This window comes from Pseudoclavibacter sp. JSM 162008, from assembly GCF_041366455.1.
In the GTDB taxonomy this organism is placed as follows: domain Bacteria; phylum Actinomycetota; class Actinomycetes; order Actinomycetales; family Microbacteriaceae; genus Pseudoclavibacter.
The window spans coordinates 151,296-176,292 of the sequence record NZ_JBEWYX010000008.1; the positions used below are offsets into that span (position 1 = coordinate 151,296).

The 24,997-nt window shown below is 69.0% G+C and carries 21 protein-coding genes; 9 read left to right on the forward strand and 12 right to left on the reverse strand.

Annotated elements, in window-relative coordinates; all coding sequences use genetic code 11:
- Positions 1-4 precede the first annotated feature (4 nt).
- The 5 genes from ABVF28_RS08955 to ABVF28_RS08975 form a co-directional block, all read right to left on the reverse strand.
- Entirely contained in the window at positions 5-895 is an 891-nt protein-coding gene (locus ABVF28_RS08955) for a branched-chain amino acid ABC transporter permease (protein ID WP_068479389.1), read from the reverse strand.
- A 57-nt stretch (positions 896-952) separates the two neighbouring features.
- On the reverse strand, positions 953-2,152 hold the full coding sequence (locus tag ABVF28_RS08960; protein WP_104312755.1) for a branched-chain amino acid ABC transporter substrate-binding protein: 1,200 nt from the start codon (positions 2,150-2,152) through the stop codon (positions 953-955).
- A 150-nt stretch (positions 2,153-2,302) separates the two neighbouring features.
- Positions 2,303-2,992, reverse strand: coding sequence for a GntR family transcriptional regulator (locus tag ABVF28_RS08965; protein WP_249312664.1), 690 nt, complete (start codon positions 2,990-2,992; stop codon positions 2,303-2,305).
- A 90-nt stretch (positions 2,993-3,082) separates the two neighbouring features.
- Positions 3,083-3,625: an EVE domain-containing protein gene (locus tag ABVF28_RS08970; RefSeq protein WP_371030234.1), complete on the reverse strand. Its 543-nt coding sequence runs from the start codon at positions 3,623-3,625 to the stop codon at positions 3,083-3,085.
- Between the two features lie 27 nt (positions 3,626-3,652).
- Entirely contained in the window at positions 3,653-4,189 is a 537-nt protein-coding gene (locus ABVF28_RS08975; RefSeq protein ID WP_104254078.1) for a DUF4916 domain-containing protein, read from the reverse strand.
- A 31-nt stretch (positions 4,190-4,220) separates the two neighbouring features.
- Here ABVF28_RS08975 and ABVF28_RS08980 point away from each other — a divergent pair, with 31 nt between their 5' ends.
- Entirely contained in the window at positions 4,221-4,919 is a 699-nt protein-coding gene (locus tag ABVF28_RS08980) for an alpha/beta hydrolase (RefSeq protein WP_179556209.1), read from the forward strand.
- Between the two features lie 22 nt (positions 4,920-4,941).
- Here ABVF28_RS08980 and ABVF28_RS08985 read toward each other — a convergent pair whose 3' ends face one another.
- The gene (locus ABVF28_RS08985) at positions 4,942-5,121 is read right to left on the reverse strand and encodes a PspC domain-containing protein (RefSeq protein ID WP_104254080.1); all 180 of its coding nucleotides are present in this window, start codon (positions 5,119-5,121) and stop codon (positions 4,942-4,944) included.
- Between the two features lie 126 nt (positions 5,122-5,247).
- Here ABVF28_RS08985 and ABVF28_RS08990 point away from each other — a divergent pair, with 126 nt between their 5' ends.
- The 3 genes from ABVF28_RS08990 to ABVF28_RS09000 are packed head-to-tail and all read left to right on the forward strand — an operon-like array spanning position 5,248 to position 11,652.
- Positions 5,248-10,173: a DEAD/DEAH box helicase gene (locus tag ABVF28_RS08990; RefSeq protein WP_371030235.1), complete on the forward strand. Its 4,926-nt coding sequence runs from the start codon at positions 5,248-5,250 to the stop codon at positions 10,171-10,173.
- Positions 10,174-10,199: 26 nt separating this feature from the next.
- On the forward strand, positions 10,200-10,892 hold the full coding sequence (locus tag ABVF28_RS08995; protein ID WP_371030236.1) for a pentapeptide repeat-containing protein: 693 nt from the start codon (positions 10,200-10,202) through the stop codon (positions 10,890-10,892).
- On the forward strand, positions 10,879-11,652 hold the full coding sequence (locus tag ABVF28_RS09000) for a DNA-formamidopyrimidine glycosylase family protein (protein WP_371030237.1): 774 nt from the start codon (positions 10,879-10,881) through the stop codon (positions 11,650-11,652). Before ABVF28_RS08995 ends, ABVF28_RS09000 begins: the two co-directional genes overlap by 14 nt.
- Before the next feature lie 123 nt (positions 11,653-11,775).
- Here ABVF28_RS09000 and ABVF28_RS09005 read toward each other — a convergent pair whose 3' ends face one another.
- The 4 genes from ABVF28_RS09005 to ABVF28_RS09020 all read right to left on the reverse strand — a co-directional run bounded on the left by ABVF28_RS09005 (position 11,776) and on the right by ABVF28_RS09020 (position 15,750).
- Positions 11,776-12,087, reverse strand: coding sequence for a hypothetical protein (locus ABVF28_RS09005; protein WP_371030238.1), 312 nt, complete (start codon positions 12,085-12,087; stop codon positions 11,776-11,778).
- A 78-nt stretch (positions 12,088-12,165) separates the two neighbouring features.
- Positions 12,166-12,855 carry a hypothetical protein gene (locus ABVF28_RS09010; protein WP_371030239.1) on the reverse strand — a complete coding sequence of 230 codons (690 nt, stop codon included), beginning with the start codon at positions 12,853-12,855 and terminating at the stop codon, positions 12,166-12,168.
- 251 nt (positions 12,856-13,106) lie between these two features.
- A complete protein-coding gene (locus tag ABVF28_RS09015; RefSeq protein WP_151422263.1) occupies positions 13,107-14,576 on the reverse strand; it encodes an NAD-dependent succinate-semialdehyde dehydrogenase in 1,470 nt (489 codons plus the stop codon).
- A gap of 139 nt (positions 14,577-14,715) precedes the next feature.
- Positions 14,716-15,750, reverse strand: coding sequence for an LLM class flavin-dependent oxidoreductase (locus ABVF28_RS09020; protein WP_371030240.1), 1,035 nt, complete (start codon positions 15,748-15,750; stop codon positions 14,716-14,718).
- 336 nt (positions 15,751-16,086) lie between these two features.
- Between ABVF28_RS09020 and ABVF28_RS09025 the strand changes: the two genes are divergently transcribed.
- On the forward strand, positions 16,087-16,743 hold the full coding sequence (locus ABVF28_RS09025) for a GntR family transcriptional regulator (RefSeq protein ID WP_179556203.1): 657 nt from the start codon (positions 16,087-16,089) through the stop codon (positions 16,741-16,743).
- A gap of 101 nt (positions 16,744-16,844) precedes the next feature.
- Positions 16,845-19,250, forward strand: a complete 2,406-nt coding sequence (locus tag ABVF28_RS09030) for a PhoX family phosphatase (protein ID WP_371030241.1) — start codon at positions 16,845-16,847, stop codon at positions 19,248-19,250.
- A gap of 33 nt (positions 19,251-19,283) precedes the next feature.
- Here the strand turns inward: ABVF28_RS09030 and ABVF28_RS09035 are convergent, their stop codons facing one another.
- Positions 19,284-20,234 (reverse strand): NAD(P)/FAD-dependent oxidoreductase, encoded by a 951-nt coding sequence (locus ABVF28_RS09035; RefSeq protein ID WP_371030242.1) that lies wholly within the window; start codon positions 20,232-20,234, stop codon positions 19,284-19,286.
- 58 nt (positions 20,235-20,292) lie between these two features.
- On the opposite strand from ABVF28_RS09035, the gene ABVF28_RS09040 reads away from it, so the two are divergent.
- From ABVF28_RS09040 to ABVF28_RS09050, 3 genes are all read left to right on the forward strand, one after another.
- Complete coding sequence (locus ABVF28_RS09040; protein ID WP_371030243.1) at positions 20,293-20,940, forward strand: helix-turn-helix domain-containing protein; 648 nt, start codon at positions 20,293-20,295, stop codon at positions 20,938-20,940.
- Between the two features lie 190 nt (positions 20,941-21,130).
- A complete protein-coding gene (locus ABVF28_RS09045) occupies positions 21,131-21,946 on the forward strand; it encodes an HAD family hydrolase (protein WP_371030244.1) in 816 nt (271 codons plus the stop codon).
- The gene (locus ABVF28_RS09050; RefSeq protein ID WP_104312770.1) at positions 21,943-24,444 is read left to right on the forward strand and encodes a glycoside hydrolase family 65 protein; all 2,502 of its coding nucleotides are present in this window, start codon (positions 21,943-21,945) and stop codon (positions 24,442-24,444) included. Before ABVF28_RS09045 ends, ABVF28_RS09050 begins: the two co-directional genes overlap by 4 nt.
- Before the next feature lie 217 nt (positions 24,445-24,661).
- On the opposite strand, the gene ABVF28_RS09055 is transcribed toward ABVF28_RS09050, so the two are convergent.
- Entirely contained in the window at positions 24,662-24,883 is a 222-nt protein-coding gene (locus ABVF28_RS09055) for a DUF559 domain-containing protein (protein ID WP_371030245.1), read from the reverse strand.
- Positions 24,884-24,997 lie beyond the last annotated feature (114 nt).

Genomic DNA, 24,997 nt, shown 5'->3' on the forward strand with positions numbered 1-24,997 from the left:
GGGGTCACATCCGTTCCACGACGCGGGCACCGAGGATGCCGGTCGGTCTGAAGGACAGGAAGAGGATCAGGCACGCGAACGAGAACACGTCACGCCACTCCCCGCCGAGCCAGTGGGTGCCGAACGCTTCGAGCAAGCCGAGCACGAGGCCCCCGAGCATGGCGCCGTAGAGGTTTCCGATGCCGCCGATGACGGCGGCCGTGAACGCCTTCAACCCGATGACGAAGCCGGCGAGGAAGTCGATAGTGCCGTAGTAGGCGCCAGCCATGACCCCGGCGGCGCCCGCGAGCGCGGAGCCGATGAAGAACGTGCGCGAGATGACCTTGTTGACGTTGACGCCCATGAGCTGGGCTGCCGTGGGGTCGAGCGCGATGGCGCGCATGGCCCGCCCGTCGCGGGAGCGCATGATGTAGGTGTTGAGGCCGAACATGAGGGCGGCCGCGACGAGCATCATGACGATCTGCGGCATCGTGATGCGGCCGCCGAGCAGGTCGAGCGTCTCGCCTTCGAGACGCGTCGGGTACACCTTAGGGTCCGGCCCGAAGATCTGGCGCACGCCGTACTCGAGGATGAACGACATGCCGACCGCGGTGATGAGCACGGCGAGTCTGGGGCTCGAGCGCAGCGGACGGTAGGCCACCCGCTCGATCGTCACGCCGAGGATGCCGGTGAAGATCATCGCGAGCAGCATGACGAGCAGGATCGAGAGGATGCCGCCCCCGGCGAGGCCGGAGAAGGCCGAGAAGATCGTGAGGCCGGCGAACGCGCCGACCATGTAGACGTCGCCGTGCGCGAAGTTGAGCAGCTTGATGATGCCGTACACCATGCTGTAGCCGAGCGCGACGAGCGCGTAGAAGGATCCGACGAAGAGCCCGTCGATGATGAGTTGAATCACAGTGGTTCCTGACTGCAGAAGCGGGCGGGGAGTTCCCTCCCCGCCCGCCGTGGCTGACTAGCTCTTCAGGTCATCCTCGAGGATGAAGGTGCCGTCGGGTCCGACGGTGACGATGGCGAATCCGCCCTCGGTCAGCGTTCCCTCTTCCGTGAAGGTGAGGGGGCCGGAGAAGATGTCGAAGCCGTCGAGCGCGTTGAGCGCCTCGATGACCGCGGGTCCCTCAGTGCTTCCTGCATCCTCGATCGCCTGGGCGACGACGCGGACGGCGTCGTAGCTCTGCGTCGAGTACGGGCCGGGAGCCGCGCCGAACTTCTCCGTGTAGGCGTCGATCCACTCGGTTGCACCCTCGAGCATGTCGGGGGTCTGCGTGAACGTGCCGAGCACACCCTCGGACGAGCTGCCCGCGATCTCAGCGAACTTCGCGTCGACCGAGCCGTCGGCGACCATGATCTTGCCGGTGTAGCCAGCGGCACGCAGCTGCTGCGTGATCAGGCCACCCTCCTGGTAGTAGCCGGTCCAGTACATCATGTCCGGGTTCGCCGAGACGACCTTGTTGACGTTGGCCGCGTAGTCGGATTCGCCCGCGTTGACGGACTCTTCGAGGACGACCTCGATGCCGAGCTCCTTGGCCTGCTCGGAGGCGGACTTCGCGAGGTCCGTCGAGTAGTCGGTGTTGTCATCGACGAGCGCGAGCGTCTTGACGCCCTGCTTCTCGGCGTACTTGAGCATGGCCTGGGCCTGCTGCGTGCCGGTGCCGTTGATGAGGAACACGTTGTCGAGGCCGGCCGCGACGAGCTGGTTCGAGTTGGCGGCCGGGATCACCATGGGGATTTCCGCCGTGTTGAAGATCGGGAGCGTCGGGAGCGTCGCGCCCGAGCAGTAGCCGCCCACGGAGGCGACGACGCCGTCGGTGACGAGCTTGTTCGCCGCGGCGGTCGCGCTGGTCGCGTCGCAGGCGTCGTCGGCGGTGACGAGCTCGAGCTGGCGGCCGAGGACGCCGCCGGCTTCGTTGAGCTCATCGATCGCCATCTTCGCGCCGTTCTCCATGTACGGGCCGAAGGCGGATTCGGATCCCGAGAAGGGGGCCGCGAGTCCGAGCTTGATCGGTCCATCCTCGGACGCGGTGTCACCGCCTCCGGCGACACCTCCGGAGCATCCGGTCAGAGCCAGTGCGGCAGTTGCGAGGAGGGCTCCTGGGAGGAGCACCCGCTTCCAGAGGCCAGCACCCCGAGGGCTGGTGGAACGACGTGCAGTCATGGTGAGTTCCTTCCGAACAGACGTCAGAATCGCCGGACCATCTCCGGTGATGGGATGTCACACATTACTGTTCGGCGGACGCTCGCAGTAGACCCTTCAACACCCTTGAAACACAGTTGTTACAAAGTGTTTCACTAGGTGCAGGGCTTGCTAAGCCTCTTCGGGTAGGCCAGCCCACCAGCCGACGACGTGGCCGATGTGGCGGTGCATGAGCTCGGCAGCCTCATCCGCCTTGCCAGCCTCGAGCAGCACGAGGAGGTCCGCATGCTCGCGCGCCGAAGCGGCGAGCTCCTCGGAGCCGAGCATCTCCGTGAGGCCCGTGAGCCTCGTCTGCCGCCGCAGCGCCGTGACGATCGACACGAGCCGATCGTTGCCGGACAGACTGAGCAGCCGCTCGTGGAACTCGATGTCGACGGCGAGATACAGGGGCAGGTCACCCGCAGCCGAGGCGGCGTCGATCCGCGTCGCGAGGTCGCGCAGCTCAGTCCGAGGCGCGACAGGGAAATCGGCGGCGAGCTCCCGGACGACAGGCACCTCGAGCATCTGCCTGACCTCGACGATCTGCCGCAGCTCCTCCACCGAGACGTGCGTGACGCGGAAGCCCTTGTTGCGGACGGGTTCGACGAAGCCGAGCTTCTCGAGGTTCAACATCGCCTCGCGCACGGGCGTCGCCGACACCTCGAACCGGGCCGCGAGCGCAGGCACGGAGACGAGGGTTCCAGCCGCCAGCCCGCCGGACACGATGGCCGCGGCAACCGAGTCCTCGATCGTGGCTCGTAGGTTCGACTGCTGCGCCGCCGGCCTGAAGTCCAACGCGTCGATCATGGGCACCCCGTTCATCGAGCTCACTCTGGTCGGAAGCGTAAGCACACCTCAGCGGTGCTCATTACGCACACTCAATAATGTGTCACATGGGCCGATATTGCTCGATCAGAACCTGATCGAGTACGGATCCTCGCCCGAATCCGGCTCCCCACGCCCGGCCCGCTCCGCCGACTGCGCGAGGCCCGTCTCGCGGATGAGGCCCATCCCCAACGCACTCGGCTCAGGAGACGGGCGCCTGACGGCATCCTCGAAGATCTCGAAATCGCGGCGAGACAGCTCCAGCCAGCCAGCACGCAGTCGCTCACCCCAGTACTTGTCGTTGCGCGTCAGGTCGAGGAGTTCCCGAAGCGGGCGGATGGGCGCGGGGCGTGCCTCGCGCATCCACTGCACCTCTCGGCGCCACGGCGACGAGCCCCGACCGCCGGCACGGTACGGCTCCTCGTCGAGCACGTACCCGGCCTGCACCACGCTGCGCATGGGCTCGCCGTCAGGGTTGACCTCCCGCGGGCAGTAGATGACGACGCCGTCGGAGACCCCCATCTGCTCGACCCCCTCGAGCGCACCCCACGGAGCCTGCACGAAGCCGCCCTCGACCATCGCGAGGGCACGATCGAAGGGCTGCACGACGAGCCAGTAGCGGATGGCCATGGGAACGACGCCCGGCAGGGGTTGAGGCTAGGGCCAGAGGCCGAGGTGACCGATAGCAGTCCGCAGCACCTGGCCGCGTCCGCCCTCGAGCTCCTCGAGAAGATCGGGGTCGAGTGCCTGCTGCGGCGTCAGCCACGTGATCTCGAGCGCATCCTGGCGCGGGTTGCACTCCCCCGCGACGGGCACGATGAACTCGAGCGCGACCGCGTGCTGCCGCGAATCGAACAGACCGGAGCCGGGCATCGGCGAGAACTCGGCGACCGTGAACGGCGCGAGCGCCTGCGGCAGCGCAGGGAACGCCATCGTGCCGAGGTCCTTCTCCAGGTGCCGCAGCAGCGCATCCCGGATCGACTCGCCGTACTGCACCCGCCCCGACACGAACGAGCGCGTCATGACGCCCTGGTTGTCCGCGCGCAGCAGCACACCGAGATGCTCGACCTTCCCCGCGGCGTCGACACGCACCGGGATGGCCTCGACATACAGCATCGGCACGCGACGCCTGACGAGCGCGAGCTCGTCGTCGTTCATCCAGCCGGACTCAGGATCAGGAGTGCGCACCGTCATGACCCCATTGTGGACCATGTATGTTTCCCGGGTGAGCACTGCATCCACAGGTATCGACCCCACGACACTCCTCTGGCGCGGCGGCGACGCCGAGACGGCGGCCACGAGCAGGGTTCCCCTGGTCGTGGGCCTGCACGGATACGGCGCGGACGGCACCGACATCCTGAGCCTCACCGGCCAGCTGCCGCAGGGCTACCGCTACGTCTCGGTGCCTGCCCCGCACATCCAGCCGGAGGGCGGGCGCGAATGGTTCCCGTTGCGCTTCGCCGACCCGATGACCGGGGAAGTCGCCGTGGATGCCGACGCGCAGCTGAGCCTCGAGCGCGGTGCGAACGACGCGGCATCAGCGCTGCTCGAGCTGCTCGACGGGCTCGGCGTCTTCACCTCAGGCGCGCCGATCGCCCTGCTCGGCTACTCGCAGGGCAGCATCGTCGCCATGCAGGCGCTCCGTCAGCGACCGGGCTCGTTCGCCGGAGCACTCCTCATCTCCGGGCTCGTCGCCGTCGGCACGCTGCCGGGGGATGCCGAGCTCGCCCAGACGCGTCCGCCCGTCTTCTGGGGGCGCGGCGACGCCGACACCGTCATCCCCGCTCTCGCCGTCGAGCACACGGCGGCATGGCTCGAGGCCCACGCCGACGTCCAGAAGTACGTCGAGGCGGGCCTCGGTCACGCCGTGTCCGAGACGGAGCTGCCGCTCATGGCGGCGTTCCTCGAGCGGGTGCTCGAGTAGCTCTCGTCTCAGGCCGTTCTCGCTAGTCGTTCGGGATGAGCAGCCAGAGCGCCAGGTAGATGATGACCTGCGGGCCCGGGATGAGGACCGACAGGACGGTGAGCAGGCGGACGACGAACGGCGACCAGCCGAAACGCTGCGCGATACCCGCGCAGACACCGGCGATCATGCGGCCCCGGCGGGGGCGGACAAGACGCTTCATGTGAGATCACTCCTTCAGAATGTGGTGCGTCCAGCTTCGCCCATCACGGCTGAATGATCGTCCTCCGCGGGGTTGATCCCGTCCTCCTGGAGGCTGATGTCGGTGGTGTGTGGTTCTGTAGTCCCCATGCCGAAATCGACCGCGCTGGATGCGTTCTCACCCGCCACGCGGGAGTGGTTCCAAGGCGCCTTCGTCGGCCCCACTGCCGTGCAGGACGCATCCTGGCGCGAGATCGCCGGCGGGCATCACACGCTTGTCGTGGCACCGACTGGTTCGGGCAAGACGCTCAGCGCGTTCCTCTGGGCGATCGACCAGCTGGCCGCCGAGCGCGGGGCGCAGAGCTCGGAGCCGAACGCCGCGCGTCGCACCCGAGTCGTGTACCTGTCGCCCCTCAAGGCCCTCGGCGTCGACGTCGAACGCAACCTGCACTCGCCGCTCGTCGGCATCACGCAGACGGCGAGGCGGCTCGGGGCCGTCGCTCCCGACATCCGCGTCGGCGTGCGCTCCGGCGACACGAGCCCCGCCGAGCGCAGGCAGCAGCTGCGCAACCCTCCCGACATCCTCATCACGACGCCAGAGTCGCTCTACCTCATGCTCACCTCTCAGGCGCGGAAGACGCTCACCGGCGTGACCACCGTCATCATCGACGAGGTGCACGCCGTCGCCTCGAGCAAGCGCGGTGCCCACATGGCGCTGACGCTCGAGCGGCTCGATGCCCTCCTCGACAAGCCGGCGCAGCGAATCGGACTCTCGGCGACCGTCCGCCCGCTCGACGAGATGTCGCGTTTCCTCGCAGGCAACGCTCCCGTCAAGGTGGTGGCGCCCCCGAGCACGAAGACCTTCAAGCTGGAGGTGCGCGTCCCGGTCGAAGACCTGAGCGACATCGGCATGACGCGGGCGGGGGCCGCCACCCCGACCGCGGCCGACGCGTCCGGTGCCGTCGACGACGCCGACCCGTTCGCTGACTTCGAAGCGGGCGCCGCCGCGGGGACCCTGCGGGATCCGAAGGTCGACGCAGAAGAGAGCGGCTCGGTGTGGCCGCACATCGAAGAGTCCATCGCCGACCTCGTCGAGTCGCACCGCTCCACGATCGTGTTCGTCAACTCTCGGCGACTCGCCGAGCGTCTCACGGCGCGGCTCAACGAGATCGCGGAGGAGCGCGCGGCGGTCGACGCCCCGTCGATCGAGGCCGCCCACGAGAGCGATCCGTACGGTGCCGCGGCGCCCGGCGTGCGCTGGTCCTCCGGCGATCACAGCGCGAAGCCGAAACCCGACCCGAAGCGCCCGCCGGCCGTGTCGATGGGACAGGCAGGCCAGTCCGCCGGCGCCCCGCTGTCGTTTGCGCGCGCCCACCACGGCTCCGTCTCGAAGGAGTCTCGCGCCGAGGTCGAGAACGCGCTCAAGAGCGGCACGCTGCGCTGCGTCGTCGCGACCTCGAGCCTTGAGCTCGGCATCGACATGGGCGACGTCGACCTCGTCGTGCAGGTCGAGTCGCCGCCATCGGTCGCGAGCGGCCTCCAACGGGTCGGCCGCGCCGGGCACCAGGTCGGAGAGACCTCGGAGGGCACGATCTTCCCCAAGCACCGAGCTGACGTGCTGCACTCCTCCGTGCTCGCCTCCCGCATGGTGACGGGGCAGATCGAGCGGATGCGGGTGCTCGCCAACCCGCTCGACGTGCTCGCCCAGCAGACCATCGCGGCCGCCGCCATCGAGGACCTCGACGTCGAGGAGTGGTTCGACCTCGTCCGCCGTTCGGCCCCGTTCGCGTCGCTGTCCCGCCCCCTGTTCGAGGCGACGCTCGACCTCCTCTCCGGCAAGTACCCGTCCGACCAGTTCTCCGAGCTGCGGCCCCGCCTCGTGTGGGACCGCGACCTCGGGCGCCTCACCGGCCGACCCGGTGCCGCCCGGCTGGCGGTCACCTCCGGCGGCACCATCCCGGATCGAGGACTCTTCGGCGTCTTCCTCGCGGGATCCGAAGACGCCGACGCGCAGCGCGGGCCGAGGCGCGTCGGCGAGCTCGACGAGGAGATGGTCTACGAATCACGCGTCGGCGACATCTTCGCCCTCGGCGCGACGAGCTGGCGCATCGCCGAGATCACGTTCGACCGTGTCCTCGTGACCCCCGCCTACGGCCAGCCGGGGCGCCTGCCGTTCTGGACCGGGGACGCCCTCGGACGCTCCTCCGAGCTCGGTCAGGCCATCGGCGCCATCACCCGCGAGATCGCCGCCAAGGGGCGCGTGCCGGAGGCGCTCTCCACGCTCATGGACGACAACGCCGTGCAGAACGCCGTCGCCTACGTCCGCGAGCAGCAGGACGCGACGGGGCAGGTGCCGAGCGACCACACGCTCATCGTCGAACGCACTCGGGACGAGCTCGGCGACTGGCGCATCATCCTGCACTCTCCGTACGGCTCCCCCGTGCACTCGCCCTGGGGGCTCATCGTCGCCGCGCGCATCCGCGACCAATACGGACTCGACGGTGGAGTCGTCGCGAGCGACGACGGCATCATCGTTCGCATCCCCGAAGGCGACGCCGAACCGCCCGGGGCCGAGCTGTTCGCACTCGAAGCCGACGAGATCGAGCAGATCGTGGCACGCGAGGTGGGCGGCTCCGCGCTCTTCGCCTCGCGCTTCCGCGAGGCCGCGGCCCGAGCGCTGCTGCTTCCGCGCCTCAACCCCGGCAAGCGCTCCCCGCTGTGGCAGCAGCGACAGAAGGCGGCGCAGCTGCTCGACGTCGCCAAGCAGTACCCGACGTTCCCGATCATCCTCGAAGCCGTGCGAGAGGTTCTGCACGACGTCTACGACCTCGATGCGCTCGTCGACCTCGCCAAGCGCATCGCCGGGCGCGAGGTACGCCTCGTCGACGTCACGACCGAGCAGGCCTCCCCGTTCGCGCGAACGCTGCTGTTCGGCTACGTCGGCGCGTTCATGTACGAGGGCGACAGCCCGCTCGCGGAGCGCCGCGCGGCCGCGCTGGCCCTCGACACGAGCCTCCTCGCCGACCTGCTCGGCCGCGTCGAGCTGCGCGAGCTGCTCGACGCGAACGTCATCGCCAGACTCGAGGCAGAGCTGCAGCGCACGGCACCGGACAGGCGGGCCCGCGATGCTGAAGGCGTCGCCGACCTGCTGCGCGTGCTCGGACCGATCAGCGTCGAGGAGATCGCCGAGCGTCTGCTCGGCGACGATGCCCAAGGCACCGACGATGTCGAGGAGCCGGGCGGCGAGCACGAGCGAGACGGGGACGGGGCGGAGCGCGAGGCGGCCGCCGAGGCGCGCCCCGGCGCGAGCATCGAGGTCGCGGAGCAGTACGCGGCTGAGCTCGTCAGCGCCAAGCGCGCCCTGCGCGTGCGCATCGCCGGCGTCGAGCGCATCGCCGCGATCGAGGACGCCAGCAGGCTCCGCGACGCGCTCGGGGTAGCGCTGCCGATCGGCGTTCCCGTCGCCTTCATCGACCCGGTCGACGACCCGGTCGGCGACCTCGTCTCCCGCTACGCGCGCTCGCACGGGCCATTCTCCGTCGCCGAGGTCGCGGAGCGCTACGGCACCGGGCAAGCCGTCGTGCGCGAGGCCCTCACCCGTCTCGAGCTGGCGCGCCGCGTCGTCGAGGGCGAGTTCCGCCCAGACCGCGAGGGCTCCGAGTGGGTCGACGAGACCGTGCTCAAGCGACTCCGCGCCCGCTCCCTCGCCGCGCTCCGCAGCGAGATCGAGCCGGTCGACCACTCCGCGTTCGCCAGGTTCCTTCCCGCCTGGCAGCACGTCGGCGGCGACCTGCGCGGCATCGACGGCCTCATCACCGTCATCGACCAGCTCGCGGGCGTGCCCGTCCCCGCATCGGCGCTCGAGACGCTCATCCTGCCCGCCAGGGTTCGCGACTACCACCCGAGCATGCTCGACGAGCTCACGACCGCGGGCGAGGTCCTATGGCGCGGGCACGGCGCGATCGGCTCGAGTGACGGCTGGATCAGCCTGCACCTCGCCGACACTGCGCACCTCACGCTTCCCGACCAGCCAGAGGGCGAGCCGGATGCGCGCGGCAGGCACCTCCTCGACGCGCTCGCCGGCTCCGGCCCCGGCTTCTTCCCCCAGCTGTCGAGGCACGTGCGCCTGATGCTCGAACCCGAGTCAGTCAGCGACCGCGAGCTCTCCGACGCGCTCTGGGCGCTCGTCTGGCAGGGGCGTGTGACCAACGACACGCTTGCACCCCTGCGCGCGCTGCTCTCTGGCGGGCCGGGGGCGGCGAGCACCTCGGCGCACCGCGCCCCGAGCCGCGCCGCCCGCGGGAGGCTCTACCGCGGCCGTGTCGCCATGGCTCCGAGCGACTCCGCCGGCGGCCCCACCGCATCCGCCTTCGCATCGCAGCGCCCCGCCCCATCGCAGCCCCACACGAGCGGACGCTGGACGCTCGGGCTGAACGGAGTCAGCGATGCGACCGAGCGCGGCCTCGCCATCGGGGACCTGCTGCTCGACCGCTACGGCATCGTGACCCGGGGCAGCGTCATGGCGGAGGAGATCCTCGGCGGTTTCGCGCTCGTGTACCGCGTCCTCGCGCGCTTCGAGGAGTCTGGCAAGGCGAGGCGAGGCTACTTCATCGAGAAGCTCGGCGCCGCCCAGTTCTCGACCGTTGGCGCCGTCGACCGCCTGCGGGGTTTCACGAATGAGCTCGACGCGGAGAAGCGGTTCGAGACGCTGACGCTCGCCGCCACCGATCCGGCGAACCCATACGGTGCCGCCCTCGCGTGGCCCGACGCCGAGGAGTCGCAGACCAAGCACCGGCCAGGCAGGAAGGCCGGTGGGCTCGTCACGATGGTCGACGGTGAGCTCGCACTGTACGTCGAGCGCGGCGGCAAGACCCTCCTCACCTTCACCGACTCCGACGAGGTGCTCCGGGCGGCGGCGAGGTCGCTCGCCGAGACGATCCGGCGGGCGCGCATCCCGAACCTCGTGATCGAACGCGTCGACGGCACCTTCGTGCTCGAGACGCCCCTCGCGAGCATGCTGCAGGAAGGCGGGTTCTCGCTCACCACCCGCGGCCTGCGGATGCGCGGGAACTGAACACACCAACGATGAGAGGAAACGCATTGGCAGCAGCACGCGGACGACGAGGAAACAGGACAGGCGGCACCGAGGCGAGGATCGAGGCACCGTTCCTGCCGGAACTCGACGAGGCGCGTGCCGTGGACTTCGCGACAGCGCGGGTCCACGAGCTGCAGCACTTCGTCGACGTGCAGGGTGAGGAGATCGACGCCGCCGGCGTGACCTTCTCCGAGTGCCGCATCGAGGGGCTCACCGCCCGCAGGCTCCTGCTCCACTCGGGCCGGGTGAGCGAGTGCGTGCTGGAGCGCGTCGAAGTGCCCGTCGTCGAGGGACAGCGCCAGTCGTTCCGCTCCGTCTCGTGGACGGCTTCGCGACTCGGCTCTGCCGACCTCCACGAGAGCGACCTCCAGAATGTCGAGTTCCGCGACAATCGTCTCGGCTACGTCAATCTGCGAGGGGCCACCCTCACCGACGTGCGGTTCGCGGACTGCGCGTTCGACGAGATCGACCTGGGCGGCGCCACAGCGAAGCGCGTCGCGTTCACGGAGAGCCGCACCGGCATCCTCGACGTCACGGGCGCACGCCTCGAGCACGTCGACCTGCGCGGCCTCGAGTTCTCAACCATCACGGGCCTCGACGGCCTCCGCGGCGTCACCGTGACGCCTTCGCAGCTCGAGGCGCTTGCTCCCCACCTCGCGGCGCACCTCGGCATCGGGGTGCGTGATGCCCGAAGGTGACACCGTCTACCGCGCGGCGACCCGCCTAAACCGCGCTCTCGCGGGGCGCGAGCTGACCCGCTTCGAGCTGCGGGTTCCGAAGTACGCGGCGCTCGACCTCAGCGGCCTCACCGTCGACGGGGTCGTGCCGCGAGGCAAGCACCTGCTGACGCGCATAGGCGAGCACACTCTGCACACCCACCTCGGGATGGACGGCAGCTGGCAGCTTGTGCAGCTCGGCGCGAAATGGCCCCGCCCGGACTACCTCGCGAGAGTCGTCCTCGGCACCGCCGCCGGCACCGCTGTCGGCTTCGAGCTGCCGGTTGTCGAGATGCTGCCGCGCGACGACGAGGAGGACGCGGTTGGCCACCTCGGCCCCGACCTGCTCGGCGACAACTGGGATCCGGGCCTCGCCGTGGCGAATCTGCGCCGCGAACCAGACGCGGAACTGGCCGGCGCACTCCTCGAGCAGCGAAACCTCGCGGGCCTCGGGAACGTGTACGTGACCGAGCTGCTGTTCCTGCGCGGTCTGCACCCGCACACCCACGTCTCCGGGGCGGGCGACCTCGACCGGCTCGTCGAGCTCGGCCACAAGCTCATCGTCGCGAACCGAGACCGAGTGGAGCGGACGACGACCGGCGATCTGCGCCCAGGGAAGCGCACGTATGTCTACGGCAGGTACGGCAAGCCGTGCCTGCGCTGCGGCACGCGCATCCGCCGCGGCCTGCAGGGCAGAGAGCGCGTCGCCGCCTGGTGCCCCAGCTGCCAGCCCACCCCGTGAGCTCCCGCACCCGCACCCGCACCCGCTGCTGCGCCCGGGCCCGCTGACCGCAGAGTTGTGGACATGCGCAGCTCCGCCGAACGCTGACGACGCTTTGCCACAACGCTGATCCCCGCGCGCGCATCATTCGCCAAGCCGCTCCGCCCGGAGTCGATGCGCGTAGGACGTGAAGGTCTCCAAACCGGTGGCCGGCTCCAGATCGGCCACCGTGAGTCGGACGTGACTCCAGCGCTCACCCTGGATCTCCCGACTGCGTGTGATGTCGAGACGCCACTGGCGCTTGTCCTTCCGATGGCCGTCCCCGTCGTACTCGTACGCGATGCGTGCGCGCAGATCGGCGAGATCGAGGCGAGCGATCCTGCGCTCCCCCGACATGAGCTGGAAGTTCACCGCAGGCTCGGGATACCCGGACTCCACGAGCACAAGACGTGTCACCGTCTCCCACGGCGACTCGACGCCATCCCGAAGCAGACCCGTGGCGGCTCGCAGGCGCGCCGCCCCCGTGCATCCCGCTCACGCGTCGGCTGCCGCAACCAGCCGTTCCCTGCTGGTGAGCGCCCACGGCAGCGTGCGGCCAGGATAGTTGCCTGCTTCGGAGACCAGCGCGTCGCCCAGCTGCACGAGCTCGTGCACGCTCAGGTCGCGCCCCAGCAGACAGTACAGCAGCTCAGGCGACGCGATGCTCGCGCCGCGCAATGCCTGGACACTCCAGAACCTCGCCGGAACGGATCGCGCCGAGACGCCCCTCGCCCGCGGCGGATTTCGAACCTTCGGCACGATGACATGCACCGTCGGGTCCCGAAGCAGACGGAGCGGAAGCGGGAGGCCGTAGAGACGTGCCGCTGAGACACCGCCGAACGCTTGAACGGCGGACATGATCGGCAGGTAGCTGCGGTCGAGGTTCCGCATCCGTTCGGCCAGCACCTCGAACTCATCGGGGGAACCGTGGTGGCCGAGCAGGCGACCGATCTCTCCCGGATCGTGCGGGACCTCTGGAACGCGCACACCGTGGAAGGGCCTTCCCTCAGCCCTGTTCCTCAGGCGTCCGCGGGAGACGCCCGCGGCGCGAGCGTCGGCGACGCTGAACGCGGAGTACCGAAGCTCGCTCGGCAAGGGGATGCGCGGCTCGCGTCCCGTTGCGCGCCCAGCATCGTCGCGTCGTCGGCTGGCTCTGCTCGCGCCGCTCCTGTCACCTGCATCCACCGCTCGAGGCTATGAGGGATCCGGGCGCCGAGACGAGTGCGCTCACGGGCTGTGGAGAACCTCGGCGGTCAATCCCCGACCAGCCGCGGCACCGGACAGAGTTGTGGCGAGGTGTCGCTCTGCGGGGTGGCAGGAGCGTTCTCCCACAACGCTGAGCCTGCCCTGGCCGACGCTGCTCGGCGGCGAGACAGCGATCCCGCCGTCGGCGCGAGGCCGGCGGCGGGATCGGTGGATGCGGGAGGCGCGAGAGCCTACGCGTAGGGGTTCGGGGTGAGCGTGTACTTCGTGTACAGGTACTCCTCGATGCCCTCGAAACCGCCCTCGCGGCCGATGCCGGACATCTTGACGCCGCCGAACGGGGCCGCCGCGTTGGACAGCACACCGATGTTGAGGCCCATCATGCCCGTCTCGATGCGGTCGATGAGCCGCTGGCCGCGCTTCAGGTCTTCCGTGAACACGTAGGAGACGAGGCCGTACTCGGTGTCGTTGGCGAGGCGGATGGCCTCTTCCTCGTCGGCGAACGTCGTGATCGAGAGGACGGGTCCGAAGATCTCCTCGCGGAAGATCTCGCTGGAGGACGGCGTGCGGTTGAGCACGGTCGGCTCGTAGAACGACCCGTCCCCCTCGACGCGCTTGCCGCCGTGGAGCAGCTCGGCACCCGCGGCCACGGCCGAGTCGACGAGCGACGCGACCTTGTCGACGGCCTTGTCCTCGACGAGCGGGCCGATGACGACGCCCTCCTCGGTGCCGCGCCCGATCTTGAACGAGGACACCTTCTCGGTGACGCGGCGCGCGAACTCATCGGCGACGTCCGTGTGCACGAGGATGCGGTTCGCGGCCGTGCAGGCCTGCCCGATGTTGCGGAACTTCGCCGCGATGACGCCTTCGACGGCCTTGTCCAGGTCGGCGTCCTCGAAGACGACGAACGGCGCGTTGCCGCCGAGCTCCATCGACGTGCGCAGCACGTTCTTCGTGGCTTCCTTCATGAGGCCCTGGCCGACCCCGGTCGACCCGGTGAACGAGATCTTGCGGAGGCGCGGGTCGGCGATGATCGGCGACGAGACGGCCGCGGTGCTGCGGGTCGTGATGACGTTCACAACACCCTTGGGCAGGCCGGCCTCTTCGAGGATCTTCACGAAGTAGAGCGTGGTGAGGGGCGTGAGAGATGCGGGCTTCACGACCGAGGTGCAGCCAGCGGCGATCGCCGGCGCGATCTTGCGCGTCGCCATCGCGAGCGGGAAGTTCCACGGCGTGATGAGGAATGCGGGGCCGACGGGGTGCTTCGAGACGATCATGCGCCCCGTGCCCTCCGGCTGCGTGCCGTAGCGGCCGTGCACGCGCACGGCTTCCTCGCTGAACCAGCGCAGGAACTCGCCACCGTAGGTGACCTCGCCCTGCGCCTCGGCGAGGGGCTTGCCCATCTCGAGCGTCATGATGAGCGCCATCTCGTCGCGGCGCTCCTGCAGGATGTCGAAGGCGCGGCGGAGGATCTCGCCGCGCTCACGCGGGGCCATGCGCGCGAAGTCCTCTTGAGCGGCGACAGCCGCGTCGAGCGCCTGGATGCCCTGCTCCGGGTTCGCGTTGGCGATGTGCTTCAGCGCCGTGCCGGTCGACGGGTCGTTGACCGCGAAGGGCTCGTCCGCGCCGTCGACCCATTCGCCGCCGATGAACAGCTGGCCGGGGACCTTCGCAAGCAGTTCCGCTTCGTTGGGGTACGTCATAGTGCAAACTCCTCGGTTGTTGGCGGGCTCGAGTGTGGCGGGCTCAAGCGTTCTCCGGGCTCCAACGCTACTCGTGCGGGCTGGGCGCTTCACGAGCATTTCGCCCAGCCCGCAGCACCTGGGCCGTGCATCCGCACAATCAGGCGAGGAGATCCCTCACCATGGGGATGACCTTCGTTCCGTAGAGCTCGATGGCCTTCATGCTGTGCTCGTGCGGGAGCGTGCCCGCGCTGTACTTGAGGTCGAAGCGCTGGAGTCCGAGCACCTGCACGGTCGCGGCGATCTTGCGTGCGACGGTCTCGGGCGAGCCGACATAGAGCGCGCCACGCTCCCCCGTCTCCTGCACGTACTGCTCGTATTGCATGGGCGACCAGCCGCGCTCCTTGCCGATGCGCATCATCATGGTCCGGTAGTTCAGCCAGTGCTCCTCGCGTGCCTGCTCGTCGGTCTCGGCGATGTGGCCGGGCGAGTGCGCACCGATGGGCCCGTTGGGCTGGCCGAACTGCTCGTTGGCTTTCCGGTAGAGGTTGGCGAAGGGCGCGAAGCGCGCCGATTCTCCGCCGATGATCGCGAGCATGAGCGGCATCGAGTACTGGGCGGCGCGGACGACGGACTGCGGTGTTCCGCCGACGGCGGCCCACGTGCGCAGGCGCCCCTCCTCGAGTTGCGGATGCACGGTCACGTCGTTGAGCGCGCCGCGGACGGTGCCGCTCCAGCTGACGGGTCCGCCCGCCGCGATCTTCATGAACAGGTCGAGCTTCTCCTCGAAGAGCACCTCGTAGTCCTGGAGGTTGAACCCGAAGAGAGGGAAGGACTCCGTGAAGGAGCCGCGGCCGAGCATGACCTCCGCGCGCCCGTTGGAGATGGCGTCCACGGTCGAGAAGCGCTGGAAGACGCGGACGGGATCGTCGGAGCTGAGCACGGTCACGGCACTCCCGAGGCGAATGCGCTCGGTGCGTGCGGCGATGGCTGCGAGCACGGTCTCTGGGGTCGAGATCGCGAAGTCGTCCCTGTGGTGCTCGCCGACCGCGAACGCGTCGATGCCAACCTCTTCGGCGAGGACGCCTTCTTCGATGACATCGCGAATGACCTGGGCGTGCGAGCGCGGATGCCCCTCGAGGTCGTTGGTCGCGTCGCCGAAGGTGTTGAGGCCGAACTCGATCGTGCCGGTCATGACAGCTCCATCCATTTCAATGCAATTGCATGAACTCTACTGCCGGAAGCCGACGGCCCGAAGCTCTGCGGGGCACAAAAAAGCGCCGCCCCGGGGGAACACGGCATCCCCGAGGCGGCGCGGCTTGTGGTCGACTGCCGCGCTGCGTGCCCGTCTGGACGAGGCGGCGATCTATGCAATCGAATGAAGTTCAATGATGATGCCAAGAAATACCCGGGCACGTCAACTCAGGCGGGCCTCGCCTCGGCACCCGCCCAGATGGACGAGACGTGGGTCAGGGACGTATATGGTCACTCCTACCCCCGGCAATGAAGCAAGAGGTGGAACGTGGAGACTGTGGCACGAACTCTGGAGACCCTCGCGCCCGGCAAGGCGCGCCTCGCTTACGACTACCTCAACGAGCGCATCTCCGATGGCACGTTCCCTCCGGGGTACCGCCTCGTGCTGGGGTCCATCGCGAATCAGATCGGGGTGAGCACCGTGCCCGTCCGCGAAGCGATCCGGATGCTCGAAGCCGAAGGCGCTGTCACCTTCGAACGCAATGTCGGGGCGCAGGTGTCCGGGCTCAACCCCGAGCTCTTCTCGCAGACCCTCGAATCGCTTGCGGTGCTCGGCGGCTACGCGACCGCGAGCGCCGCCCCGCACATGACCCCGGCCGACCTCGCGGAGGCCCGCCAGATCACCGAGTCGATGCGGCAGGCGATCGACGCCCTCGATGCAGTTGCGTTCATGGACCTGAACGCGCGCTTCCACCGCGTGCTCTACCGGCGGTGCCCGAACGCGCACCTCCTCGAGCTCGTCGAACGGACCCGTCTCAGGCTCACGCAGGTGCGTCATTCGACGCTCGGGTTCGTGCCGGAGCACGCCAGGGCCTCCCTCGCCGAGCACGAGCAGCAGATCGATCTCGTCGAGTCCGGGGCGCCGGGCGCCGAGATCGAGGCGTCGATTCGCGAGCACCACCTCGCCACGCTGCGGGCAGCGCGCCCGCGTTAGGCAGCCCTCACGCGGATTCACCGGGCATTCACCCCGCGACCATTCTCCGTTCCTCACGCGCTGCTTGCCTTCGTCGAGTCCCCCGACGAAGGAGTTCTCCCATGACCGATGTCTCGCGCCGCACGTTCCTCCCGATGCTCGGGCACACGAAGGGCAAGCGCAGCCCAGTGACCTGCGCCCTCAAGTGCGCCAACGCGTGCACGGGCGAGGTCTGCAACACCTCGTCGAACGCCTACTTCCGCGACATCGTGTCCGCGCAGCTTTCGCGTCGCACCATGCTCGGCGCGAGCGCCGGACTCGCAGGCGCCATCACCCTCGCCTTCAGCGCCGCGCCTCGCGCCGAGGCCGCCCCGAGCGCGTCGCCGTTCGGCCCCGCCGCCTCGCCACTCGAGTTCACCCCGATCTCACCCGTCGACGCCATGTCCGATACGTTCACGGTGCCGGACGGCTACGACTGGCGCGCCCTCATCCGCTGGGGAGACCCGCTCTTCGCCGACAGCCCGATCTTCGACCCAGCGGACCAGACGGAGGCCGCGCAGGCCCGCCAGTTCGGCTACAACTGCGACTACACGGACATCCTGCCGCTCGATGGCACGGACGGCCTTCGCGCGGTGCTGTTCGTCAACCACGAGTACACCAACGAGAACATCATGTTCCCCGCGGCGCAGCTCCAGAACGAGCAGGCGCGGGTTCGGGCCGTCAGCCGAGCCGCACACGGCCTCACCGTCGTGGAGCTCGAGCGCACCTCCGCCGAACACCCCTGGAACTACGTCGTCGGCGCCGAACGCAACCGCCGCTTCCTGCTCAACACGGTCTACGAGGTCACTGGGCCAGCCGCGGGGTCGCCGCTCCTGACGACGGTGGAGGACCCAGCCGGCCGCTGGGTCAAGGGGACACTGGGCAACTGCGCGGGCGGCACGACCCCGTGGGGCACCATCCTCTCCGGCGAGGAGAACTTCAACGGCTACTTCCGTTCCCCCGGGGTCTCGGCAGAAGACAAGCGGTACGGCCTCTCCGACAGCGAGACCGCCCGCGGCTGGGAGCTGGATGCGCCCCGCTTCGACACGAGGAACGCCGGGTACGAGAACGAAGCCAACCGCTTCGGCTGGATCATCGAGATCGACCCGCTCGACCCGACGAGCACACCAAAGAAGCACTCGATGCTCGGTCGCCTCAAGCATGAGGGCGCCAACATCTCGATCGCCGCGAACGGCAAGGTCGTGGCCTACACCGGTGACGACGAGCGCTTCGACTACCTGTACAAGTTCGTGTCCCGCGACACGTACATCGAAGGCAACCGCGCCCACAACATGACGCTGCTCGCCAACGGCGACCTCTACGTCGCGCAGTTCGCGGGCAACTCCCCCGCCTCGGAGATCACGGGGTCGGGCGCACTCCCGAGCGACGAGGCCTTCGACGGCACCGGCACCTGGCTGCCGCTGGTCGTCGGCGGGGCATCCCAGATCGCCGGCATGTCGGTCGACCAGGTGCTCGTCAACACGCGCCTCGCCGCAGACCTCGCAGGCGCCACCAAGATGGATCGCTGTGAGGACGTGGAGCCGAACCCCTTCACCGGGAAGGTCTACGTCGCCTGCACCAACAACACGAACCGCGGCACCCCGGGCCGCGCCGGTGCCGACGAGGCCAACCCGCGCGCCGAGAACCGCGACGGGCACGTCGTCGAGATCACCGAGGCAGGGGGCGACCAGACGGCCACGAGCTTCACCTGGAACCTGCTGCTGCTCTGCGGCGACCCTGCCACGAACTCGTCTGCGTACTTCTCCGGCTTCCCCGCGGCGCAGGTGTCGCCCATCTCCTGCCCGGACAACCTCGCGTTCGACTCCGTCGGGAACCTCTGGATCTCGACCGACGGCGCCCCGAGCACGATCGGCTACAACGACGGCCTCTTCCGCGTGACGCTGGAGGGCCCCGACCGCGGCAACGTCGAGCAGTTCCTGGCCGTGCCTCGCGAGAGCGAGACGTGCGGGCCGGTCATCCACGACAGCGAGCGCCACGTGTTCGTCGCCGTCCAGCACCCCGGAGAGGACGGCTCCTTCGAGGTGCAGAACTCGCTGTTCCCCGACTTCCTCCCGGCTGGAACGCCCGCGCCGGCAGGTTCGTTCGCCGGCCCCCGGCCCACCATCGTGCAGGTGCTTCCCAAGGAGCAGCTCATCGAGGTGCCGGTCACGCCGACGCCCACGGTATCCCCGACGGCGACTCCCGCCCCGACCTCCACCCCTCCGCTGACGCCGACCGCCTCCCCGACGGGCACACCCGGCGCGACCGGGACTCCCACGCCGAGCACTTCGGCGCCCGGATGGGCCACGGCATCCCCGAGCGCCACCGCGACGCCCGACGGACTCGCATCCACCGGCGGTGAGCTGCTCGCGCCGACCATCGGCGGAGCCGCCGTGCTGGCCGCCGGCGCACTCGCCACCGCGGCCGCCATCCGCCGGCGCGGTGAACGACCCGCACAGGCCGGCGAGGGTGACAGCGAGTCGGAGTAGGCGACTTCCCGTCAGCTGCCGGGCGAGCAGCGGCTAAGGCCGCTGCTCGCCCGCGGTCGCCGCTGCGATCTCATCCATGAGCAGGGCGAACGCGACGTCGCCTCCCGCCGTCGCGCCCTGGCCGATCGAGACGGGCACGTTGGCGCGCGGGTCCCCCGCGTTGCCGACAACCCAGACGCGGGCGTCCGGATGCTCGGAGCCGCGCACCTCGACACCGTCGAGGAAGTCCGTCAACGGCACGAAGGCGGGATTCGTGAAGATCGCCTCGAGTTCCAGCTCGGTGCCGTTCGCGAGGCGCACGCCGCGCACACGATCGTCGTCGCCCGCGATCACCTCGTCGACTCCGGAGCGTTCGATGCGGATCCCCCGCGCGGTGAGCGCCCTCGCCTCGACCTCGCCGAGCGCAAACGAGCCGTTCACGAGCAGCACGAGGTCAGCGCTCCATTGGCGCAGGAGGTGCGCCTTCATGTCGGAGTGGTCGCCGTTCGCGAGCACGGCGATCGGTCGGTCGCGATGCTCGTAGCCGTCGCAGAACGGGCACGCGTACACGCCACGACCCCAGAGCGCGCGCAATCCGGGCACGTTGGGGAGCTCGTCGCGGAGCCCCGTCGCCACCACCACCGCACGCGCCCGGAAGGTCCGGCCATCGGTCGTCGCGATGCGCACGCGGGTGCCGTCGCCGTCTGCGACCGAGTCCACGGACGCCACCTGGGCATCCTCGAAGCTGCCCTCGTGCGCCTCGACCTCGGCCCTGCCGATCCTGCGCAGCTCGCCGGGCGCGAGCCCCTCGTGGCCAAGCACCCCGTGCATGTGGTCGGTGAAGCGATTCCGCGGGACCCCGTGGTCGATCACGAGAACGCGTCGGCACCCTCTCGTGAGGGTCAGCGCAGTGCTCAGCCCGGCCGGGCCGGCGCCGATCACGACGGCGTCCCACAGCTGAGCCTCGGTGTCTGCCGCTCGCAGCGGCGCATCCTGATGTGTCATGCGTCGAGTCTCCGCGCCGGGTCTCGCGTTCCGCAACATCGTTTGCTAACTTCGCAACATGATGGATGCGCAGCAGGGCTCAGCCCACACCTCCCACACCGCACCAGACACGATCTCGGAGCAGACGGCCAGCATCCCCGAAGCGCTCAGCCGCGTCGCGCCGCGACTCCGGGAGATCCGACAAGCGCGGGGCATGACACTCAGCGAGGTCGCCCACGAGACCGGCCTCAGCGTCAGCACGCTCTCGCGCCTCGAATCCGGCGGACGTCGGCCATCCCTCGACGCGCTGCTGCCCCTCGCGCGCTGCTACCGAGTGCCGCTCGACGACCTCGTCGGCGCGCCCTCCACCGGCGACCCGCGCATCCACCCGAAGCCCGTCAAACGCGGCGACCGCGTCTACCTCGCGCTCTCGCGCGCGACCGACGGCATGCAGGCGTTCAAAGTGCTCGTCGCCCCGCAGAAGCCCGCAGACCGAGACAAGCCCGTCCAGCTGCGAGTCCACGAAGGCACCGAATGGTGCTACGTCCTGGCCGGCCGACTCCGCCTGCAGCTCGACGACGAGGTCACGATCCTCGAAGCAGGGGAAGCCGCAGAATTCGACACGACCCGGCCGCACTCCATGACCAACGACGGCACGACGACCCTCGAGATCCTCTCCCTCTTCAGCCGTCAGGCGGAGCGCAGCCACATCCACGAGACCGGCTGAACGGATCGTCCGAAAATGGACGCATCTCACCCCCAGGACGCCCTACGATATTGATCACCGCGCCGGGGATCTGCGGTGTGCATCGAGGGAGGAGCACATCGGTGAATTCTGTCGTGCACCATAGAACGGCGTCACGGCGCCACCCAACGATGCAAGGTTGGATGCAATGATCGCTCCTCGTCTTCGAGACGTGACACAGCTCACCAGTTCACAAGCCATACTCTTCGACCTCGACGGCGTCATCACGCCGACCGCCGAGGTGCACATGCGCGCATGGGCGAGGCTCTTCACCGACTACCTCACGCTCAAGGGCGTCGGCCCCGCGTACACCGACGACGACTACCTGCGCTACATCGACGGCAAACCTCGCTACGACGGTGTCAGGTCGTTCCTCGCCTCCCGCGGCATCACGCTCGAGAACGGGACCCCCGAGGACTCGCCCGAGCTCGAGACCGTGTGCGGCCTCGGGAACCGCAAGAACGACACCTTCAACTCGGAACTCGCCGAGACCGGCGTCAAGGCATACCCCGGGTCCGTCGAGTTCCTGAACGCCGCCGTCGACCACGGCCTGCGCGTCGCCGTCGTCTCCAGCTCGCGCAACGCGGTACCCGTGCTCACGGCAGCCGGCCTCCTCGACCGCTTCGAGACCGTCGTCGACGGCCTCGTCGCCGCCCAGCACGGCATCGCCGGCAAGCCGGCCCCGGACACCTACCTCTACGCGGCCCAGCTGCTCGGCCTCACCGCGGCGCAGTGCGTCGTCGTCGAGGATGCGCACTCCGGCGTGCAGGCAGGACGCGACGGCGACTTCGGCCTGGTCATCGGGGTGTCCCGCGAGGCGAGCCAGGAAGAGCTCATGTCCTCAGGGGCCGACACCGTGGTCGACGACCTCGCAGAGCTCGTGCCGGTGTTCACGAACTCAGACAGCAAGGCTGTCGCTTCAGACAGCAAGGCTGTCGTCTCTGACAGCAAGGCTGTCATCTCTGACAGCAAGGAAGGCAACGCATGAACCTCTCCACGGAAGACCCGCTGGACCGGCACCGCTTCCCGCTCGACGAGTGGGCACTCGTCGAGCACGAATTCGACGCCAACTCGCAGGGTCTCGTCGAGACGCTCTTCGCCACCGGCAACGGCTACCTCGGCCTCCGCGGCAACCTCGAAGAGAGCCGCGACGGCTACATGTACGGGACCTTCATCAACGGGTTCCACGAGACGTGGCCCATCCGTCACGCAGAGGACGCGTTCGGCTTCGCCCAGGTCGGGCAGACGATCGTCAACGTGCCAGACGCGAAGATCATCCGCCTCTTCGTGGACGACGAGCCGCTCGTCATCAGCGAAGCGGACCTGCTCTCCTACTCACGCGTGCTGTCATTCAAGGACGGCGTCCTGACCCGCGAGCTCGACTGGCGCACGCCGTCGGGCAAGCACGTGCGCATCCGCTCGCACCGACTCGTGTCGTTCACCGACCGCCACTACATGCTCCTCGACTACGAGGTCGAGATGGTCGACCGCGGCGCGTCCATCCTGCTCTCGAGCCAGATCATCAACCGCCAGGACGGCGGCGACGAGTTCCAGCGCGGCAAGAAGGAGACCGAGGTCGCGTTCGACCCGCGCAAGGCGGAATCGTTCACCGACCGGGTCCTCCAGTCCCGCATCGCACGCGAGGAGGGCCTCCGCTCGATGCTCGCCTACCGCACCACGCACTCCGGCATGACCATCGCGGTCGCGGCAGACCACGACATCGTCACCGACAACGAGTGGGATGCGACGACCCGCGTCGACGCGGACTTCGCCGAGACCGCCTTCCGCGTTCGCGCGGAACCGGGCATGCCAGTGCGCATCATCAAGCACGTCGCGTACCACACGTCGAAGAGCGTGCCCACGCGCGAGCTCGCCGACCGTGCCGACCGCACCCTCGACCGCATGCGTGAGATCCCGGTCGAGGATGTCTACACGTGGCAGCGCGAGTGGCTCGACGACTTCTGGGACCGCAGCGACATCATCATCCACGGCCACCCCGTGTACCAGCAGGCGACCCGTTGGAACCTCTTCCAGCTCGCCCAGGCCACGGCCCGCACCGACGGCGGCGGCATCGCGGCCAAGGGCGTCTCCGGCTCCGGATACGGCGGCCACTACTTCTGGGACACCGAGGTGTACGTCCTCCCGTTCCTCAGCTACACGGCCCCGAATGTGGCCCGCAACGCGCTCCGCTTCCGCCACCAGATGCTCGACGCGGCACGCCAGCGCGCGCACGAGATGAACCAGAAGGGCGCCCTCTTCCCGTGGCGCACCATCAACGGCCTCGAGTCGTCCGCCTACTACGCAGCCGGCACCGCCCAGTACCACATCGACGCCGACATCTCGCATGCCCTCATGCAGTACGTCTCAGCCACGGGCGACGATGAGCTCCTCGCGCAGGGCGCCATCGACATCCTCGTTGAGACCGCCCGCCTCTGGGCTGACCTGGGCTTCTGGCGCACCGGCGGGGACGACCACTTCCACATCCACGGCGTCACCGGCCCAGACGAGTACACGACCGTCGTCAACGACAACCTGTACACGAACGTCATGGCCAAGGCGAACCTGCGCGCGGCCTACACCGCCTGCGAGCGGCTCCGCGAGACCGACCCGGCCTCCTTCGAACGCCTCACCATGCGCCTCCACCTCGCCGAGGAGGAGCTCGTCGAGTGGGCAGCCGCCGCCGAGGCCATGTACCTGCCGTTCGACGAGAAGCTCGGCATCCACCCGCAGGACGCCCAGTTCCTCGAGAAGGAGCTGTGGGACCTCGAGAACACGCCGCCGTCGCAGCGCCCGCTGCTGCTGCACTTCCACCCGCTCGTCATCTACCGGTTCCAGGTGCTCAAGCAGGCCGACGTCGTGCTCGCGCTGCTCCTGCAGGGCAACGAGTTCACGCCGGAGCAGAAGCGCAAGGACTTCGAGTACTACGACGCGCTCACGACGGGCGACTCGTCGCTCTCCGCGGTCGTGCAGTCGATCATCGCGGCGGAGGTGGGCTACGCGGATCTCGCGGAGCACTACTTCTCCACCGCCCTGTTCGTCGACATCGCGAACCTGCACCACAACACGAGCGACGGCATCCACATCGCCTCGACGGGCGGCATCTGGAGCGCGCTCGTCTACGGCTTCGGCGGGATGCGCGACCACGGTGGGAAGATCACCTTCGACCCCCGCCTCCCCGCGGACTGGCCGCGCCTCGAGTTCCGCCTCACGCTGCGCGGGTCGCGCATCCGTGTCGCCCTGGAGCAGGACTCGATGACGTTCACCGCCGAGACGGGTTCGGGCGCTGAGGTGTTCGTGCGCGGCCGCCGGGTCGCGATCGCCCCGGGCGAGCCGACCACCGTCAAGCTCTGCGCCGTGCAGGAGCTCGAGGGGTACCCGACGCTGAGCGACATCGAGGGCTCGATCCGGGAAGACGGCTCCGTCATCACGGCGTCCATCCCGACGATCTCGGTCGACCACGCGGTCCTCGATCCCGGCCTCGACTAGCGGATCCTCACCTCCAAGCCCGGCGACGCCGTCTGCATCCGCAGGCGGCGTCGCCGTTTCCGTGCAGGCTCGCGGCATCGCCAGTTCCGCGCGAGCTCGAGACGTTCACCCCGCGATCGCTGCCAGCCAAATGGTCCTTCAGCGCCTGCGTCGCCGAAGCGCTGCCAGTCAAGTGGCCCTTCTCACCCCGCCTCAAGGGCCATCTGGCTGGCAGCGTTCACTGCACGGCCCCGCGCTCGGCGAGGGCACGGCGGATGCTCTCGAAGAGGTTTCGGGGCCACCGCAGATCCGTGTCTGTCACTCGAATCACTCGCCAGCCGGCCCGCTGCAGCGCCTCGGTTCTCTCCAGGTCTCGGCGCGCGGCGGCGGCATCGAGGAAGTGCCCCTCACCCTCGTATTCGATGGCGATCTTGTGTCGGACGTAGGTGACGGCGCTCACTGAAATTCCTCGGTTCTGCTCATCGAAATTCCCCACTCTGGGTCGCTCCGCCGCATGAGGCGGGCCTTCCTCGATGCTGGTGGTCTCTGACCACACACCAGCCCGAGGAAGGCC